Here is a 17,243-nt window from a genome sequence, read left to right on the forward strand (position 1 = left end):
TGATGGCGCTTGAGCAGCTCGACCACATTGAGGCTGGCCACCACTTCGTCGCGATCCGGCTGAAGTTTGTCCCAGCTGTTGGCGGCCAAGGTATTGGCGGACATCGACAAACTGCCGAGGCCGATACACAGCGCCAGGGCACTGCCGGGAATGAAATGCTTCATGCTGATTCGACGTGGGGGCAATTGATCACGCATATTAGGCCGTCTTTGAATTCGCCGGTTCCGTTGAAGCCGGACGCATAATGCGAAAAGCCCGGCGCCAAGGCGTCGGGCTCAGTCATGACTCAACTATGGAGGCACCGTGAAGGCATTGCAAGGCGTGGAAGGACATGTGGAGTGGAGCGAACGGCCGAGCCCGACGTGTGACGTAGGTCAAGTGAAGATTCGCGTCGCCGCGGCCGGTCTCAACCGGGCCGACCTGATGCAGCGCGCCGGCCTGTACCCGCCGCCACCGGGCGCCAGCGATATTCTGGGCCTTGAGTGTGCAGGCGTCATCAGCGAGGTCGGCGTCGGTTCGTCCTGGCAGATTGGCGACAGGGTATGCACGTTGCTGGCCGGGGGTGGCATGGCCGAGGAGGTGGTGGTCGATGGCCGTCACGTGCTGCCCGTGCCCGAGGGGCTGAGCCTGCACGAGGCCGCAGGCATCGTCGAGGTCTACGCGACGGTGTGGCTGAACCTGTTCCAGCTGGCCGATCTGCAACCGGGCGAGAAGGTCCTGCTGCATGCTGGCGCCAGTGGCATCGGCTCGGCGGCAATCCAGCTGTGCAAGGCATTCGGCAACCCGACCTGGGTCAGCGTCGGCTCCGCCGAGCGCCTGGCCTACTGCGAAGCACTGGGTGCACAGGGCGGCGTGGTGCGAGGTGACGGCCTGGAAGGGTTGAAGGACCTGGGCCCGTTCGATGTGATCCTCGATCCGGTGGGCGCCAATTACAACGAGCTGAACCTGGACGTGGTGGCGCTGGATGGACGCTGGGTGATGATCGGCCTGATGGGCGGCCGCGAGGCGCAGTTCGACCTGGCCAAGGTGCTGACCAAGCGCGTGCGCTTGCAGGGTTCAACGTTGCGCAGCCGTGACGATGCGTTCAAGGCCGACCTGCTCAGTGACCTGGGCCAGCAGGTATGGCCATTGTTCACCGAAGGGCGCTTGAAGTCGCAGTTGGCCAAGACGTTCCCGATCGCCGACGCCGAAGCGGCGTTCGAGGCGCTGGCAAGCAATCAGATTTCGGGGAAGGTGGTACTGGTGATCGACGAAACCCTGAGCTGAGCCCAGGGCTGTCGTTGGACGAAATCCGTGACCGGCTGCGAACGAGCGGCCACGGGTTTCGCCATGGTGGCAATCAGCGCATTTCAGGCAGACGCGCTTCGCTCTTCACTTCAGTCAGCGCCACGGCTTCGGCCGGCAGCACGACGCGAGTCTTGGCCAGCAGCTCACCCATGTTGGAGAGCACGCGATACATCGAGTATTCCTCGGTGTAGCGGACTTCAGCGTAGCGGGTGTTGGCGGTGTACAGCTCGTTTTCACTGTCGAGGACGTCGAGCAAGGTCCGCTGGCCCAGACCGAACTGGTCCTGATAGGCCGCACGCACGCGCGTGGTGGTTTCGGCGTATTCGCGGGCATACGGGATTTGCGTGCCGGCGTTTTTCATCGCGTTCCACGACAGCGCCAGGTTTTCGTTCAACTGACGCAGGGCGTTGTTGCGGATGTCCATGGCCTGGTTGATGCGGTGCGCGTCACCCTGCAGGCGAGCCTTGTCGCTGCCGCCGCGGTACAGGTTGTAGCTCATGCTCACGCCTGCACGCCAGTCGGTGTTGTTGTGACCGCGCTCGCCGGACAAGTTGTTGTTGGCACCGGTGGCCAGTTCTGCATCGACCCGTGGGTAGAACGCGGACTTGGCGCCTTCATACTGGCTCTCGGCAGCCTGCACGTCGGCCTGGGCCGATTTGAGGTACGGGTTGTTTTCCATCATGGACTGGCGCGCGGCGTTCAGGTCGCCTGGCAGTTCACCACGGATCGAAGGCAGGGGTTCCAGCTCGTCGGGCATACGGCCCACGGCGCTGAAGAACGCAGCTTCGGCATCGGCCAGGTTGACCTGGGCGGTGTTGTAGTTGTTCTCAGCCAGAGCGCGACGGGCACGCGACTGGTCGACGTCAGCCGTGCTGCCGACGCCGCGCTCGCTGCGCAGGCCGATCTGGTCGTTGACGCGCAAGTGCGCCTGCAGGTTGTTCTTGGCCAGGGTCACCAATTCGCGGTTGCGCAGTACATCCAGGTACACCTGAACGGCGCGCAAGGCCAGGTCCTGGGCGGTGGCCTGGACGTAGTAGGCACGGGACGTAGCGGTGGAGCGAGTCCGGCTGATTTCGCTGGAAGCGCTGGAACCGTCGAACAGCATCTGGCGCAGACGCAGTTCCGACTGGGTGTAGTTCAGCGTTTCCTTGTTGTGGTCACCACGGGCGCGGGTGTTCAGGTTGTCCGAACGCTCGCGACCGTAGCCGGCAACAAAATCAACGCTGGGGCGGTAGGCGCCCTGGGCGATTTTCGTGTCCTCATCCGCGGCCAGGCGACTGTTGATGTTGGATGCCAGCTCAGGATGGTTATCCACGGTGCTCTGGATCGCCTGGGTGAGTGACATGGCTTGCGCGTGCGAGCACGCCATGGCCAACAAGATCGCGCTGCAGATGGGGGTGAAAACGCGCATTCGGGTGCTTCTCCGTTATGTTTGAAGTCAGGCATACGCCAGAATGTTGGCGAACAACTTGGTTAAAAGTCCGTTTAAGGTTTGTGATAGGCGCAATCGAGGCACCGAGGGCAGCGCTTTCAACGGAATTTTCACATGATATAGAGCAAAAAATAGTTATGCCATCATTCCTTGCGATGATGGCAAATAGATTTCATGGCGGCTGAAGAGCAAGCAGGGAGCGGGGTTGCGTGGGGTATAAGGCTTAGGGCCAGCGTTTTGGGGGGTGGCAGGCTGCGCCAAAGCTAAGGCGGGAGGCTTGAGTCAAAATAGTGACGGAAAACTGTCACTTTTAGGCGTCTGTATCACCGTTGATCCAGACTTATATTAAAGATTAGCTAATTGATTTAATTAAGGTTTTATCTCGGTACGACCATTCGTCGCCAATGATCGAAGTCATGTGCGTGTTTTCTGCAAAGCGATATAAACAGTGACTGCCAGCGCCACAGCTATCATCAGCACTCGCAGCCATGGCCATGGCACGAGCCAGCACGACACGACGATGCTGATCCACATCGAACCGATCGCCAGCACCTTGGCTTTCAAAGGAATGCCTTCGCCGTTCAGATAGGCTTTGAGCAAAGGCCCCAGCCGTGGATGGCCAAGCAGCCAGGCGTGGAAGCGCGGCGAGCTTCGTGCGAAACACGCAGCCGCCAGCAGGAGGAATGGGGTGGTGGGCATGATCGGCAGGAAAATGCCGATGACGCCCAGGCAGACGCTTGCGCAACCAATGCCCAGCAGCAGGTAGCGCAGCCAGGCTGGCCGGGCTTGAGCCACGGCCGTTGCTTAGTGATGGCGCGGCTTGAGAATCGCCGGTTTTTCATCCGGGGCGTTGCACAGCAGGTAGAGGGCCGTCAGCGCCTCGGGGATCTGCACGATCATGTCGTCCATGAGGTTGGCATCGGCGGCAATGTCGGAAAACTCCGGCTGCTCGTCGAACAGGCCGGAACCGACCATGATCGGCAGGAGCATTTCGCTGACTTCGTCCTCGGCGGTTTCGAACCAGGCGGCTTCGCGCAGAAATACGCCCTCCATGAAACCGATGCACCAGCCGCGCAGGTCGGAATCGTCCGGCTCATCGCCCAGATCGAGATCGCAGGGCAGCTCGAATTCTTCGTCGCTGGCCAGCTGGCGAGCGATGTGCGCCTTGAGCTGGATGAGGGTGCCTTCGATCTCTTCACGCTGGGCGTCGTCGCTGTAGTGAGGCGGCTCGGCGAAGAGGGCATCGATCCACTCACGCTCAGGGACGTCTTCGGAACAGATCGACAGGGCGGTCAGGTAGCCATGGGCGGCGACGTAGTCCAGCGCCTCGTCATGCAGCTCATCGGCGTCGAGGAAGGCTTGCAGGCGGGTCAGTTGCTCGGCGAAGGACATTAACAGGTTACCTTGGAAGACTATGCGGATAGTGAATTCTAGGCCTTGTTAGGCCTTGTGCGCCACCCAAGGGGTGAAATGGCAGGATGTCCGGCTGCCGCGCGACGCTGCAGGCACTGGGGTATACTGCCGCGGTCTTTCGCTCAGGCCTCGAATCCACGGGGTGGTAACCCGCGCTTACGCAATGGCGGATGCAGCGAAAGCGGTTTTCATCCAGCCTGTACGGCCCGGGTGGTTTTACGATTTCTGGAGTGACCCATGCTCGAACAGGCTCAACGCGTTCTTAAGGACATCTTTGGCTACGACAGCTTCCGCGGTCGCCAGGGTGCCATTATCGAGCGTGTGGCCCGCGGTGGCGATGCCTTGGTATTGATGCCCACCGGTGGCGGCAAATCGCTGTGCTTTCAGGTGCCGGCGCTGTTGCGCGACGGCCTGGCGGTGGTGGTCTCGCCGCTGATCGCCCTGATGGACGACCAGGTCGCCACCCTCGAGGAGCTCGGGGTGGCCGCCGCGGCGCTCAACTCCACGCTTAGCGCCGACGAGCAGCGCGAGCTGGCCGCGCGCATTCGTCGTGGTGAAATAAAGATGCTGTACCTGGCGCCCGAGCGTCTGGTGCAGCCGCGCATGCTGGATTTTCTCCGCGGCCTGGACATTGCCCTGTTCGCCATCGACGAAGCCCACTGCGTTTCCCAATGGGGCCACGATTTCCGTCCCGAATACCTGCAGTTGGGCCAGTTGGCCGAACAGTTTCCCCACGTGCCGCGGATCGCCCTGACCGCCACCGCCGACAAGCGCACCCGTGAAGAGATCGTCACCCGTCTGCACCTGCAGGATGCCGAACGTTTTCTTTCCAGCTTCGACCGGCCCAACATCTTCTACCGCATCGTGCCCAAGGAAAGCCCGCGCAAACAGTTGCTGGCGTTTCTCGCCGAACGGCGCAGCGACGCCGGCATCGTCTATTGCCTGTCACGCAAGAAAGTCGACGAGGTCGCCGCCTTCCTGTGCGAGAACAACTTTCCGGCGCTGCCGTACCACGCCGGCCTGCCGGCGGCGACGCGGGCCGTCAACCAGAAGCGCTTCCTCAACGAGGAAGGCTTGATCATGGTCGCCACCATCGCCTTCGGCATGGGCATCGACAAGCCCAACGTGCGTTTCGTGGCGCACATGGACCTGCCCAAGTCGCTGGAGGCCTACTACCAGGAAACCGGTCGCGCCGGCCGCGATGGTCTGCCGGCCGATGCCTGGATGGCCTACGGGCTGCAGGATGTGCTGATGCTCAAGCAGATGCTGCAGAATTCCGAAGGCGACGAGCGGCACAAGCGTCTGGAGCATCACAAGCTCGACGCCATGCTGGCGTTGTGCGAAGAAACCCGCTGCCGTCGGCAGGCGCTGCTGGCCTATTTCGACGAAGACATGCCCCAGCCCTGCGGTCACTGCGACAACTGTGTCGACGGCGTGCAGACCTGGGACGCCACCGAGCCGGCCCGTCAGGCGCTGTCGGCGATCTACCGCACCGGGCAGCGCTATGGCGTTGGCCATCTGGTGGACGTGCTGCTGGGCAAGGACACCGAGAAGGTGCGCAGTTTCGGCCACGACAAGCTGGCGGTGTTCGGTGTCGGCAAGGGCCGCTCGGAAGGAGAGTGGCGTTCGCTGTATCGCCAGGTGGTCGCGCGCGGTCTGGCCGACATCGACCTGGAAGGCTATGGCGGTCTGCGCCTGAGCGACAGCTGCCGTCCGCTGCTGCGCGGCGAGGTGACGCTTGCGCTGCGCAAGGAGCTCAAGCCGCAGACGTCCTCCACCCGTGGCAGCGGCTCGGCCAGCCCGGCCAGCCAGCTGGTGCGCGGCGAAGAGCGCGAACAGTGGGAAGCGCTGCGTACCTTGCGCCGCAACCTGGCCCAGGAGCATGCGGTACCGCCCTATGTCATCTTCCCTGACTCGACCTTGCTGGAAATGCTCCGCAGCCAGCCGACCAGCATGGCCGAAATGGGCCGGGTCAGCGGCGTCGGCGCACGCAAGCTGGAGCGCTACGGCGAAGCCTTCCTGCAGGTTCTGGCCGGTACGGGCGGCGGAGAAGCGCCACGCGAGGTGGCCGATATCCGCCACGAGCTCATCAGCCTGGCCCGTGCGGGCATGACGCCGCTGCAGATCGCCGGCCAGTTACAGTGCAGTGAGAAGAATGTCTACAGCCTGCTCGCCGAGGCGATTGGCCAACAGCAACTGTCGCTGGAGCAGGCGCTGGACCTTCCCGAAGAATTGATGAGCGAAGTACAGGACGCCTTTCTCGACGGCGAGGGGGAATTACCCGCTGTCGCCGAGATTGCAGGGCAATTCGCCGGTCGTGTGCCCGAGGGCGTGCTGTATTGCGTACGCGCAGCGTTGCAGTCCGAATTCGAAGTGTGAACGAGGCTGCCATTGGGCATGAGTCTTGCCTGTGGGCTAAGGTCATGATTAGCTGACTAATCATCAGCTCCGGCCTTCACGCAGGCGCTGCTTGTGCGAGGCTGTTTTTTCAAGAGAGATCTATGCCGTTAACTGATCAACATCGCTTCGGAATGCAGCTGGCGCACATGTCCCGTGGGTGGCGGGCCGAACTGGACCGCCGGCTGGCCGGATTGGGATTGTCGCAGGCCCGTTGGCTGGTGCTGCTGCACCTGGCGCGGTTCGACGAACCTCCGACCCAGCGCGAGCTGGCACAGAGCGTAGGCGTCGAGGGGCCGACCCTGGCCCGTCTGCTGGACAGTCTCGAAGCCCAGGGCCTGGTCGAGCGCCAGGCCGTGGTCGAAGACCGCCGCGCCAAGAAACTCATGCTCTGCCCGCCGGCACGGCCGCTGATCGAGCAGATCGAAACCATCGCCAACGCCTTGCGTGTCGAACTGTTCACGGGCGTCGACGAAGAAGAACTGAGCACCGCCATGCGGGTACACAGCCGCATCCTGGCGAATCTGGAAAAGAAATCCTGAAGTCAACGGGCCGTCATCCGCTTTGAGCAAGCGGGTTGCACAGGCTATAAAGTTATTGGATGTCGGTCTTCAAGGGATTCCCATGCAAGTGCGTATACCGTCGCGTTCAAGGTTCGCCTCACTTCGTCTTATGGCACCGGTATGGGCCTTGGCGCTGTGCTATTCCACGGCCGCGTCGGCCCTGGGCTTGGGTGAGCTGACACTGCGCTCGTCGCTCAACCAGCCGTTTCGCGCCGACATCGCCTTGCTCGACACGGCCGGGTTGGAACAGGACGACATCAGTGCCAGCCTGGCGACAGCCGAAGAGTTCGCCAGGGCTGGGGTGGAACGCAGCTTCTTCCTCAACGACCTGAAGTTCACGCCCGATTTCAGTGGTGGCCGCAAGGTCATTCACGTCAGTTCCAGCAAGGTGGTCACCGAGCCGTTCATGAGCTTCGTGATCCAGGTCGGTCGGCCAAACGGGCAGTTGTTGCGGGCCTTCACGGTCTTGCTCGATCCGCCGGGCATGGGCCCGGGCCTGGCCGACCGCGCGCCGCAGCGTACGCCGGTGGCACAAGCGAACACCCAACGGCCCGCTGAAGCGCCGGCCAAGCCCCGCACCTCGAGTCAGCCTGCGAACGAGCCGGCCAGGCAGGCATCTGCCAAGGCCGCTGCGCCGGCGCCTTCGCAGGATGCTGCGCAACTGGCAGCGGCTGCGCTGGAAAACCAGCAACTGCAAAAGAATTTCGACGACGTGCAGGCGCGCCTGCAGAGCCTTGAGGCGCAGGTGGCCGACAAGGACAAGGAGGTCGCCCAGTTGCAGGCGCGGTTGGCTGAAACGCCGGCCGCATCTTCCCCCGCTGTCGTACCCGGGACTGCAACCGCGACCCCTGCGCCCGTAGCGTCGTCAGCACCTGCTGCACCGGTCTCGGCGCCTGCGCCGGTCGCCACGCCAGCGCCCACGGCCGCAGAAGACAATAGCGGTTGGTTGAATATCCTGGCGCTGGTGGCTGCCTTGCTGCTGATCATCGCGTTGTTGCTGCTGTTGCGTCGCCAGCGGCAACGCAAGTCGGCAGCATCGCTTGAGGCTTTCGAGCCGGTGCTGACCCAGCCGGTGCAGCCTGCGCCGCTGGTCGCTGCCGCAGCACCCACGGTAGTGGAAGCCGCACCGCCCAAGCGCGCCGAGCCTGCGCCGGTGCCACGCCGGGAAGCCCCGACGGCCACCGACGCCCTGGACGGCGCAAGCATCTATATCGCCTACGGGCGCTTCAATGAGGCCTTGGGTATTCTGCGCGACGGTCTGGCCAGGCAGCCCGAGCGTACCGACCTGCGCGTGCGCATGCTCGAAGTGCTCGGTCAGCAGGGCAATGCCAAGGGCTTTGCCGAACAGGAGGCCTTGCTCCTGTCGGCTGGTTTCAATCCACAGACGCTGAGCGAGATACGCGGCCGCTTCCCCAATCTTCAACCAGCTCCAGCACCTTCGTCGCCAGCCGCCACGGCCCCTGCCAGTCTGGCACCCACAGCCACGGCGGCAGTGCTGGCCGCCAGTGCCGCCGCTGCGGCGGCTGCCGCGCCTGTGCACTCCGAGCCCCAGCCCGCGCCTGCGACCGAATCTGCCCCGGAAGCGGACTTCGATTTGTCCGATTTCGATCTGGATGCACTCGACACCCCGGCCGAAGCCGCGCCAACGACGCAGCAGGACGATGAATTCCAGCTCAACCTGGATGACCTGTCCATGGATGCCGACTGGGCGCTGGTCAGCCCCTTCGGTGACACGCCTGCGCCCAAAAGCAAGCCGGCTGCTGTGCCCATGGCCGAAGAGGCAATGGACCCGGAGTTCACCAGCAACCTCAAGGAGCTGCCGGAAGTCTTCGAGATGCCCGAGGAGCAGTTTCTCAGCGATTTCGCTGAAGTCGAAGAGCTCCCGCCAATCGAAGAGCCCCAAACCGAGGACGTCCCGGCCGGCAAGAGTCAGGAAGACATCGACAACGAATTCCTCGACAGCTTCATCGCCGACAGCGATCTGCCCGAGCTTGATGCCCTGACCGTCGATTTCGATGACCTGGAACAGCAGCACGCGTCGGCGCAGAAACTCGATCATGCCCAGCAGTTGTTCGACGAGGGCGATGCGGACGAAGCCAGCGCCTTGCTCCACGAACTGCTGGAGGACGGCGACGAGTCCAGCAAACAGGCGGCACGACAGTTGCTGGCGCGGATGGGTGAGGCATGAGCGAGGCCGCCGTCGCCAAGCCCCAGGTGGTGATCACCTACTGCACCCAGTGCCAGTGGTTGCTGCGTGCCGCTTGGCTGGCTCAGGAGCTGCTCAGCACCTTCGGCGAGGACCTGGGCCAGGTCGCCCTGGCGCCGGCCAGTGGGGGCACCTTTCACATCACCTGTGACGGCGTGCAGGTCTGGGAGCGCAAGGCCGACGGTGGTTTCCCCGAAGCCAAGGTGCTCAAGCAACGCATTCGCGACCTGATCGATCCGGCCCGTGACCTTGGCCACAACGAGCCTGCGCGCCCAGCTTCCTGAATGCTGCCCGGCCGACTCCGATCAGTGCCGCCAGAACGCCGGCATGCACAGGATCAGCACGGTGATGATTTCCAGTCGACCCAGCAGCATGCCCACGGCCAGTATCCACTTCGCCGCGACGGGGAGGGTGGCGAAGTTGCCGGCCGGGCCGATCACCTCGCCCAGGCCGGGACCGACGCCGGAGACCGTGCTGGCGGCCCCGGTGAGTGCAGTCATCCAGTCCAGGCCCAACAGCGACAGCGCCAGCGCGATGATGCCGACGGTGAAGCCGAAGAAGAACGAGAAGGTCAGGATCGATCGCACGATCTCCTCGTCCAGGCGATGGCCGTTGTACTTCTGCTTGATCACCGCGCGCGGATGGATCAACTGATTGAGGTTGGACTTGAGCAGGATGTAGGCGACCTGGAAGCGGAAGATCTTGATCCCGCCCGCCGTGGAGCCCGAGCAGCCGCCGATGAAGCCCAGGTAGAAGAACAGCATCAGGGAAAAGTTGCCCCACAGGCTGTAGTCGCCCAAGGCGAAGCCCGTGGTGGTGACCACTGATGTGACGTTCAGCGCGACGTGGCGAAAGGCCGTCCACCACGGCAGTTCGGTGGTGGCCCAGTACCAGGTACCCAGCACCAGCCAGGTGACCACTAGCAGGATCAGCATGCCTTGCACCTGCTGGTCGCGCAGCAGGGCCTGGCGGTTGCCGCGCAGGGTGGAGACGTAGAGGGCGAAGGGCAGGCTTCCCAGGATCATCACCACGATGGCCACCCAGTGCACGGCCGGTTGCTGCCATTTGCCCAAGGACAGGTCGGAGGTCGAGAAACCGCCGGTGGAGATCGCCGACATCGCATGGTTGACCGCATCGAACGGGCTCATCCCCGCCAGCCAGAAGCCCAGGGTGCCCAGCGCGGTGAAGCCGACATACACCAGCACGATGAACTTGGCGACCATGTGCGAGCGCGGCATGACCTTTTCCGAGCGATCGCTGGATTCGGTCTGGAACAGGCGCATCCCACCGATGCGCAACAGCGGCAGGATCGCCACGGCCATGCCGATGAAGCCGATGCCGCCGAGCCAGTGCAGCATCGAGCGCCACATGAGGATGCCGGGGGACATTTCGTCCAGGTGGCTGAGCACCGTCGAGCCGGTGGCGGTGATCCCCGACATGCTTTCAAAGAAGGCGTCGGTGTAGCTGATGTGGTTGGTCAGCAAAAAGGGCAGGGCGGCGAACACGCAGACCACCACCCAGCTGCTGACCGTCAGCAGGTACATGTCGCGCGGCCGCAGGTTGACGTTGTCGGGGCGTCCCGGCAGTACCAGCATCAGGCCGGCGACGAAGGTGATCAGGCTGGCCCATAGAAACGACTGGATGTCTTCGGTGCGCTCGAACACCACCAGCGTGCCCATGGGCACGACCATGCTCACGGCGAGGGTGATCAGGAAGATGCCGATAATGAAACCGATGATGCGCAGGGTCGGCAACGCCATGGGGTCAGCTCTGGCCATGAAGGAAAGGGCCGCCATTCTACCTGCGGGCCACAGCATGTAAACCCGGCAGGCGGAGGCCGCTTGGGTCTAGAATAGCGGCTTATCGTTCCACAGGAGGTTGCCCATGGAGGCGCTCGAGGTTTTGCTCAATCGTGTTTCCGCTCCCCGGCTCATGGAGCCTGCACCAACCGCTGCGCAGCGTGAAGTGCTGTTCCAGGCCGCGCTGCGCGCGCCCGACCACGGCCAGCTGCGGCCGTGGCGCTTTCTCACCGTCGAGGGGGAGGGGCTGCAGCGGCTGGGCGAAGTACTGGCCGAGGCCACCGCGCTCAACCCCGAGGCCGGCGAGGCAGCGCTGGAAAAAGCCCGCAACATGCCCTTGCGCGCGCCGCTGGTCGTGGTGGTGATCGCTCGCCTGCAGGAGCATCGCAAGGTGCCACAGAGCGAGCAACTGCTGGCGGCCGGCTGCGCCGCTCACGGCATTCTGCTTGCGGCCAACGCTCAGGGGCTGGGTGGCGTCTGGCGTACCGGCGAGCTGTCCTACGCGCCTTATGTCGCGGACAAGCTGGGCCTGAGCGAAGGCGAGCAGATCATCGGCTTCCTGTACCTGGGCACGCCTGCGCGCGAACTGCGCGAAGCGCCTGCACTGGCTACCGCCGACTTCGTGCAGGCGTGGGGCGCCTGATCGTTCTCGGTTAGGCCACCACCACCGGCACCGGTGGCAAGTCCAGGGTCGCGATCAGGCCACCCTGGGCATGGTTTTCCAGGTGCAGACTGCCGCCATGCCGTTCGGCGGCGCGGCGGGCTATGGCCAGACCCAGGCCATGGCCTGCGGCGCTTTGCCCTGGCGCACGAAAGAATGGCTCGCTCAGGCGTGCCAGATGTTCCTCCGCCACGCCCGGGCCGTGATCGCGGACGCTGATGCGCACCCGGCCATCCATCTGTTGCGCCGACAGCACGACCGGCAACGGCCCGGGGTTGAAGCGCAGGGCGTTGCGCAGCAGGTTGTCCACGGCCCGTTCGATCATGGTCGGCCAGCCCTGCAACGCCAGGTGCGGGGCAATGTCCAGTTCGATGGATTGCTCCGGCACGGCCACCAGCGCGTCCTTGCGTACGGCGTGCAGCAGGGCTGGCAAATCCACGTCTTCAGCCGTGGCCTGTTCCGCATCGACCCGCGCCAGTACGAGAATCTCGCTGATCAATGCTTCCAGGCGATCGCACTCGCGGGTCAGACGCGGCCACAGCAGGTCGCGCTGAGCGGGCTCGGCGCGTTCCGCCAGGGCCAGGGCGATGCGCAGCCGAGCCAGGGGTGAGCGCAGTTCATGGGACACGTCGCGCAACAGCTGGCGCTGGCTGCCGATCAGGCTCTGCAGGCGTGAGCCCATGCGGTTGAAGTCGCGCGCCAGCACACCGAACTCGTCACGACGACTGGCCAGCTGCGCCAGGCTGTTCTGCTGATAGGTGGTCTGCCCCAGTTCATGCACGGCGCCGCGCAGCCGGCTCAGCGGGCGGGTGATCGACAGGGTCACCATCAGACTGAACAGCGTCAGCACGACCAGTGCGATCACCAGTGCGCTGATGGGCATGAGCAGGGAGTCGCGATGCCAGGAATCGAGCTCGGGGTGAGGGATGCGGTAGATCAGCAGGTACGTGTCGCCCGTGGTGGGGCTGGTGTATTCCGCTGTCAGGCGTCGCCATGGCAGGTCGCGGTCGTTGTCGTTGTGGCGCGCCTCGAAGGCTTCCGCGCGACGGGGGAAGGTTCCCGGCACGACCGCTTCGCCAGCCTCGTTGAGCACCTGAGTGTCGATGCGGTAGCGCCGCTTGCGTTGTTCGAGCAGTTCCTGGGCAGCTTCGCCACCCTTGCTTTCATAGCGCTCCACCCAGTCCTGGGCGAAATGCTTGACCGCCGGATGCCGACTGAGGATCCAGGTGTCCTGGTTCAACATGTGGCCCAGCAGCACCGAGAGGCCGGCTACCAGGGCGATGGCCAGCCAGAAGCTGGCCAGGATGCGCCAGAACAGTGAACGCAAGGCAAATTCCTCAATGAACGAAGCCCGGTACGCGTGAGCGTACCGGGCTGGGGGCGTGCGTCGATATTACTGGGTTTTCTTGCCTTGCTGGGCTTTCCAGGCCTGGAATTCGGCCCACTCGGCGCGGCGTTCGTCCTCTTTCTTCTTCATCTCGTCGAACTGCTTCTGCTGCTCGGGCTTGAGCACGGCACGTACGTCGGCCTGAGCCTTGTCGTGGTTGGCCTTGATTTCATCTTCCATGGCCTTGCGATCGGCCGCTGGCAGCTTGTCCAGGTACTTCTTGGTGATCTCGCGCTGTTGATGGCGTTCTTCGCCCATCAGCTTGCCGACCTGGGTGCGTTGCTCGTGTGTCAGGTCGAGCTGGGCGAACGGCTCACCGCCACGAGGGCCTGGGCCGCCTTTGCCTGGGCCTGGGCCGAACCCCTCGGGGCCGCCTTGGGGCATGGCCATGGCCAGGGTCGGCAGGGTAGCGGCGAACAGCATTGCGAGGGTGGTCTTGCGCATGGTGAATCTCCTGTCTGGTTCCCGGTCGTTACCGGATGTGGCCAGTTTAGGGAGATCAAGGTCAGGCGCGGTCAAGGCCGCGTAAAGCTTGTGTAAAGGGATGACGCGGTCGTTGCTGACAAATCTCTGCGCGTTCAGGCGCCGAAGTGGACGGCGCGATCGGTGCGATGCGCCGACCGGCTACTGCGCATAGAAATAGCCACGGCTGCGCAGGGCCATGATTCGCGGACGGCCGTCGGCGTGGGGGCCGATCTTCTTGCGCAGGTTGCTGACGTGCATGTCTAGGCTTCGATCATAGAGGGTGAGCTTGCGGCCCAGGGCGATCTGCGCCAGTTCCTGCTTGTCCAACGGCTCGCCCGGCTGGCGCATGAGCGCTTCGAGCAGGCGGCTTTCGGAAACGGTCAGGTTGATATCGTGCTGATCGATACTGACCACGCCGCGAGCTGGGCTGAAGCACAGGTCGCCCAGTTCCATCTGTCCTGCCACCGCCACCGGGTGGCTGCGGCGCAGGACAGCACGCAGGCGAGCCGTCAGCTCCCGCGGATCGCAGGGTTTGGCCAGGTAATCGTCGGCGCCCAGCTCCAGGCCCAGGATGCGATCCAGCGGTTCGCCCCGCGCCGAGAGCATCAGCACCGGCAGGTCAGGGTGTTCGCTGCGCAACTGCTTCAGCAGCTCCAGGCCGCTGCCGTCGGGCAGCATCACGTCGAGCACCACGGCCGCCGGTGCCAGCTCGGCGAGGGCCTTGCGTGCGCTGCTGCCATCATGGCAGGCCCTGACCTGGAAACCTTCCTGGCTCAACCAGCTGTTCAGCAGCTCGCACAGCTCGACGTCGTCGTCGATCAGTAACAGGTCGCTCATCTAAACCTTCATTCAGGCGCAGGCAGGGTCTGCTTGAAAGGTTTGACCAGCACGTCCTGGTAGACACCGGCGGCCACGAACGGGTCGGCACCAGCCCAGGTCTGGGCTTCGTCCAGCGACTCGAAGTGGGCAATGATGAGGCTGCCGCTGAACCCGCTTTCGCCGGGGTCATTGCTGTCGATGGCTGGGTGTGGACCGGCCAGGACCAGACGGCCGGCGGCTTCCAGCTGCTTCAGACGCTCCAGATGCTCGGGCCGTGCGGCCAGGCGTTTTTCCAGGGAGTTGGGCGTGTCGGTGGCAATGATGGCGTAGAGCATGTCAATCCTCGGTTTTCGGTGTTGTACGATCGGAATCATGCAGGTGACGGGACAGGTAGATGCCCTGGCCCACCAGGAACAGCAAGGTCATGGCCAGGCTGCCGAACACTTTGAAGTCGACCCAGAACTGCTCGAAGGTAAATGCCACGAACAGGTTGGCAGCGCCGCAGAACAGGAAGAAGACCACCCACGCCACGTTGAGTTTCGCCCAGATCGGGTCGGGCAGGGTCAAGGCATGGCCCATCATGCGCTTTATCAGCAGTTGCTTGCCGATGAAATGACTGCCGGCGAACGCCAGGGCGAACAGCCAGTTGACCACCGGTGCCTTCCATTTGAGGAAGGTTTCGCTATGGAAGGCCAGGGTCAGGGTGCCGAACACCAGGCAGGCGATCAGGGTCAACCACTGGCCTTTTTCCAGCTTGCGCTGCTTGATGAACAGCAGACCGTAGACTACCACCGAGCTGGCGATCAGCACTTTGGTGGCGCTGAAGATGCCGCCCAGTTCAAAGCTGTAACCGGCCAGGTCGACCATGTGCGGGTCGGTCTTGTAGACGATGAGGAAAAGGAGCAGCGGGATGAAATCGATCAATTGTTTCACAATGGCAGCCAGAAGCAGGATGTGGCGGCATAATAACAAACATCAATGACTGCGAAAGCGCCACTATGAATGTCGACCTGCACTGCCACAGCACCGCTTCCGACGGCGCCCTTGCGCCTGCCGTCCTGGTGCAGCGAGCCTTCGATCACGGCGTGCAGACCCTGGCCTTGACCGACCATGACACCCTGGAAGGCCAGCCAGAGGCCCGTGCGGCCGCGACAGCACTGAACATGCAGTGGGTCAGTGGTGTCGAGATGTCATGCACCTGGGGCGGCGCGACCATCCACGTGCTCGGTTACAATTTCGCTCTGGATGCGCCGCCTCTGGTCGCCGCGCTCGACAGCCTGCACCACGGTCGTTGGCTGCGTGCCGAAGAAATCGACCGGCGCCTGGCGCTCAAGGGCATGCCCGGTGCCTTGGAAGGTGCACGCGCCATCCAGCAAGGTCTGGGCGACAGCGGCAATGCGCCGGCCCGCCCGCACTTCGCCGATTTCCTCGTGCAGCAGGGCTACGTCAAGGACCGCCAGGAGGCGTTCCGCAAGTGGCTGGGCGCCGGCAAGCTGGGTGACGTCAAGCAGCACTGGCCCACCCTTGAGGACACTGTGCGCACGTTGCGCGAAGCCCGGGCCTGGATCAGCCTGGCGCATCCATTGCACTACGATTTCACCCGCAGCAAGCGGCGCAAGCTGATCGGCGACTACATTCAGGCCGGAGGCCACGCGATCGAGGTGGTCAATGGCATGCAGGCGGCCGAGCAGGTCGGCACGCTGGCCATTCTGGCTCGCGAGTTCGGCCTGATGGTCAGCGCCGGCAGTGATTTCCATGGTCCGGGCGCCTGGGGTGAAATCGGTGTCTATCGGCCCTTGCCGGTGGACCTGCCGCCGTTGTCCGCGCGGTTCAAGCACGATCCGTCAATCTCCGCCTGAACAGGATGCCAACGTGAGTCAATTCTTTCAGATCCACCCAGAGAATCCACAGCCGCGGCTGATCAAGCAAGCGGTCGAGATCATTCGTAAGGGCGGCATCGTGATCTACCCCACCGACTCCTCTTACGCCATCGGTTGCCAGATTGGCGACAAGAGCGCGGTGGAGCGGGTGCGCCGCCTGCGCCAACTGGACGACAAGCACAACTTTGCGATCATCTGTTGCGACCTGTCGCAACTGGGGTTGTTCGCCAAGGTCGATACCGCGGCGTTCCGCCTGCTCAAGGCGCATACGCCAGGGCCGTATACCTTCATCCTCAGTGCCACCCGCGAAGTGCCGCGCCTGCTGTTGCACCCCAAGCGCCGTACCATCGGCCTGCGCGTGCCCAGTCATCCGATCGCCCTGGCTTTACTGGAAGAGCTGGGCGAACCGCTGATGAGTGTGAGTTTGATCATGCCCGGTGACAGCGAGCCGCTCAGTGATCCGTACGAGATGCGTCAGTTGCTGGAAAAACACGTCGACCTGATCATCGATGGTGGTTTCGGCGGGACCGAAGCGTCCACCGTGATCAACCTGGCTGACGGCGATCCGCAGGTGATACGTGTGGGTTGCGGCGACCCGGCTCCGTTTGCGGCCATGGCGTGAGTGACCTGAGCGCGGTCGAAGAGCCGTCGTCCAGCCTTGCCCAAGGCTCGCCCGAGCAACTGCAACTGGCGCTGGTCTATGGCCAGGCGTTCACCCAGATGCCGCAGGACCTGTACATCCCGCCGGATGCGCTGGAAGTGTTTCTGGAGGCGTTCGAAGGTCCGCTCGACCTGCTGCTGTACCTGATCCGCAAGCAGAACATCGACATCCTCGATATTCCCGTGGCGGAGATTACCCGTCAGTACATGGGCTACGTCGAGTTGATGAAGAGCGTACGCCTGGAGCTGGCCGCCGAGTACCTGGTGATGGCCG

Annotated in this window: 19 protein-coding genes; 9 read left to right on the forward strand and 10 right to left on the reverse strand. The window is 63.6% G+C overall.

Annotated features, from left to right (window positions below):
* Positions 1–197: hypothetical protein (locus B2V21_RS20130; RefSeq protein ID WP_286917836.1), on the reverse strand; the 197-nt coding region annotated here is incomplete at its 3' end.
* 106 nt (positions 198–303) lie between these two features.
* On the opposite strand from B2V21_RS20130, the gene B2V21_RS20135 reads away from it, so the two are divergent.
* Positions 304–1,266, forward strand: a complete 963-nt coding sequence (locus B2V21_RS20135) for a zinc-binding dehydrogenase (RefSeq protein WP_286917837.1) — start codon at positions 304–306, stop codon at positions 1,264–1,266.
* A gap of 73 nt (positions 1,267–1,339) precedes the next feature.
* On the opposite strand, the gene B2V21_RS20140 is transcribed toward B2V21_RS20135, so the two are convergent.
* The 3 genes from B2V21_RS20140 to B2V21_RS20150 all read right to left on the reverse strand — a co-directional run bounded on the left by B2V21_RS20140 (position 1,340) and on the right by B2V21_RS20150 (position 4,111).
* Positions 1,340–2,698, reverse strand: a complete 1,359-nt coding sequence (locus B2V21_RS20140) for a TolC family outer membrane protein (protein ID WP_049861048.1) — start codon at positions 2,696–2,698, stop codon at positions 1,340–1,342.
* Positions 2,699–3,133: 435 nt separating this feature from the next.
* Positions 3,134–3,514: a YbaN family protein gene (locus B2V21_RS20145; protein WP_286917838.1), complete on the reverse strand. Its 381-nt coding sequence runs from the start codon at positions 3,512–3,514 to the stop codon at positions 3,134–3,136.
* Between the two features lie 9 nt (positions 3,515–3,523).
* On the reverse strand, positions 3,524–4,111 hold the full coding sequence (locus B2V21_RS20150; RefSeq protein WP_049861046.1) for a YecA family protein: 588 nt from the start codon (positions 4,109–4,111) through the stop codon (positions 3,524–3,526).
* Between the two features lie 258 nt (positions 4,112–4,369).
* On the opposite strand from B2V21_RS20150, the gene recQ reads away from it, so the two are divergent.
* The 4 genes from recQ to B2V21_RS20170 all read left to right on the forward strand — a co-directional run bounded on the left by recQ (position 4,370) and on the right by B2V21_RS20170 (position 9,582).
* On the forward strand, positions 4,370–6,511 hold the full coding sequence (gene recQ / locus B2V21_RS20155) for a DNA helicase RecQ (RefSeq protein ID WP_286917839.1): 2,142 nt from the start codon (positions 4,370–4,372) through the stop codon (positions 6,509–6,511).
* Positions 6,512–6,633: 122 nt separating this feature from the next.
* Entirely contained in the window at positions 6,634–7,071 is a 438-nt protein-coding gene (locus B2V21_RS20160; RefSeq protein WP_049861044.1) for a MarR family transcriptional regulator, read from the forward strand.
* A gap of 130 nt (positions 7,072–7,201) precedes the next feature.
* Complete coding sequence (locus tag B2V21_RS20165; RefSeq protein WP_286917840.1) at positions 7,202–9,280, forward strand: FimV/HubP family polar landmark protein; 2,079 nt, start codon at positions 7,202–7,204, stop codon at positions 9,278–9,280.
* A complete protein-coding gene (locus tag B2V21_RS20170; protein ID WP_049861042.1) occupies positions 9,277–9,582 on the forward strand; it encodes a SelT/SelW/SelH family protein in 306 nt (101 codons plus the stop codon). Before B2V21_RS20165 ends, B2V21_RS20170 begins: the two co-directional genes overlap by 4 nt.
* 21 nt (positions 9,583–9,603) lie before the next feature.
* Here B2V21_RS20170 and B2V21_RS20175 read toward each other — a convergent pair whose 3' ends face one another.
* Positions 9,604–11,058, reverse strand: coding sequence for a TrkH family potassium uptake protein (locus tag B2V21_RS20175; protein ID WP_286917845.1), 1,455 nt, complete (start codon positions 11,056–11,058; stop codon positions 9,604–9,606).
* Between the two features lie 124 nt (positions 11,059–11,182).
* Between B2V21_RS20175 and B2V21_RS20180 the strand changes: the two genes are divergently transcribed.
* Positions 11,183–11,740 carry an NAD(P)H nitroreductase gene (locus B2V21_RS20180; protein ID WP_286917841.1) on the forward strand — a complete coding sequence of 186 codons (558 nt, stop codon included), beginning with the start codon at positions 11,183–11,185 and terminating at the stop codon, positions 11,738–11,740.
* A gap of 10 nt (positions 11,741–11,750) precedes the next feature.
* Here the strand turns inward: B2V21_RS20180 and B2V21_RS20185 are convergent, their stop codons facing one another.
* The 5 genes from B2V21_RS20185 to B2V21_RS20205 form a co-directional block, all read right to left on the reverse strand.
* Positions 11,751–13,085 (reverse strand): sensor histidine kinase, encoded by a 1,335-nt coding sequence (locus B2V21_RS20185; protein ID WP_286917842.1) that lies wholly within the window; start codon positions 13,083–13,085, stop codon positions 11,751–11,753.
* Between the two features lie 66 nt (positions 13,086–13,151).
* A complete protein-coding gene (locus B2V21_RS20190; protein WP_049861038.1) occupies positions 13,152–13,589 on the reverse strand; it encodes a Spy/CpxP family protein refolding chaperone in 438 nt (145 codons plus the stop codon).
* A 180-nt stretch (positions 13,590–13,769) separates the two neighbouring features.
* Complete coding sequence (locus tag B2V21_RS20195; RefSeq protein ID WP_056843254.1) at positions 13,770–14,447, reverse strand: response regulator transcription factor; 678 nt, start codon at positions 14,445–14,447, stop codon at positions 13,770–13,772.
* An 8-nt stretch (positions 14,448–14,455) separates the two neighbouring features.
* Positions 14,456–14,764, reverse strand: coding sequence for a YciI family protein (locus B2V21_RS20200; protein WP_286917843.1), 309 nt, complete (start codon positions 14,762–14,764; stop codon positions 14,456–14,458).
* A gap of 1 nt (position 14,765) precedes the next feature.
* Positions 14,766–15,362 carry a septation protein A gene (locus B2V21_RS20205; RefSeq protein ID WP_049861035.1) on the reverse strand — a complete coding sequence of 199 codons (597 nt, stop codon included), beginning with the start codon at positions 15,360–15,362 and terminating at the stop codon, positions 14,766–14,768.
* Between the two features lie 65 nt (positions 15,363–15,427).
* Between B2V21_RS20205 and B2V21_RS20210 the strand changes: the two genes are divergently transcribed.
* The 3 genes from B2V21_RS20210 to B2V21_RS20220 form a co-directional block, all read left to right on the forward strand.
* A complete protein-coding gene (locus tag B2V21_RS20210; RefSeq protein ID WP_286917844.1) occupies positions 15,428–16,288 on the forward strand; it encodes a PHP domain-containing protein in 861 nt (286 codons plus the stop codon).
* A gap of 13 nt (positions 16,289–16,301) precedes the next feature.
* Positions 16,302–16,931, forward strand: a complete 630-nt coding sequence (locus B2V21_RS20215) for an L-threonylcarbamoyladenylate synthase (RefSeq protein WP_056843251.1) — start codon at positions 16,302–16,304, stop codon at positions 16,929–16,931.
* 71 nt (positions 16,932–17,002) lie between these two features.
* Positions 17,003–17,243, forward strand: a 241-nt coding sequence (locus B2V21_RS20220) for a segregation and condensation protein A (protein ID WP_286917846.1), incomplete at its 3' end; no start/stop codon positions are given.

Origin of the sequence: Pseudomonas sp. UBA6276 (assembly GCF_002438365.1) — a bacterium.
In the GTDB taxonomy this organism is placed as follows: Bacteria; Pseudomonadota; Gammaproteobacteria; order Pseudomonadales; family Pseudomonadaceae; genus Aquipseudomonas; species Aquipseudomonas coleopterorum.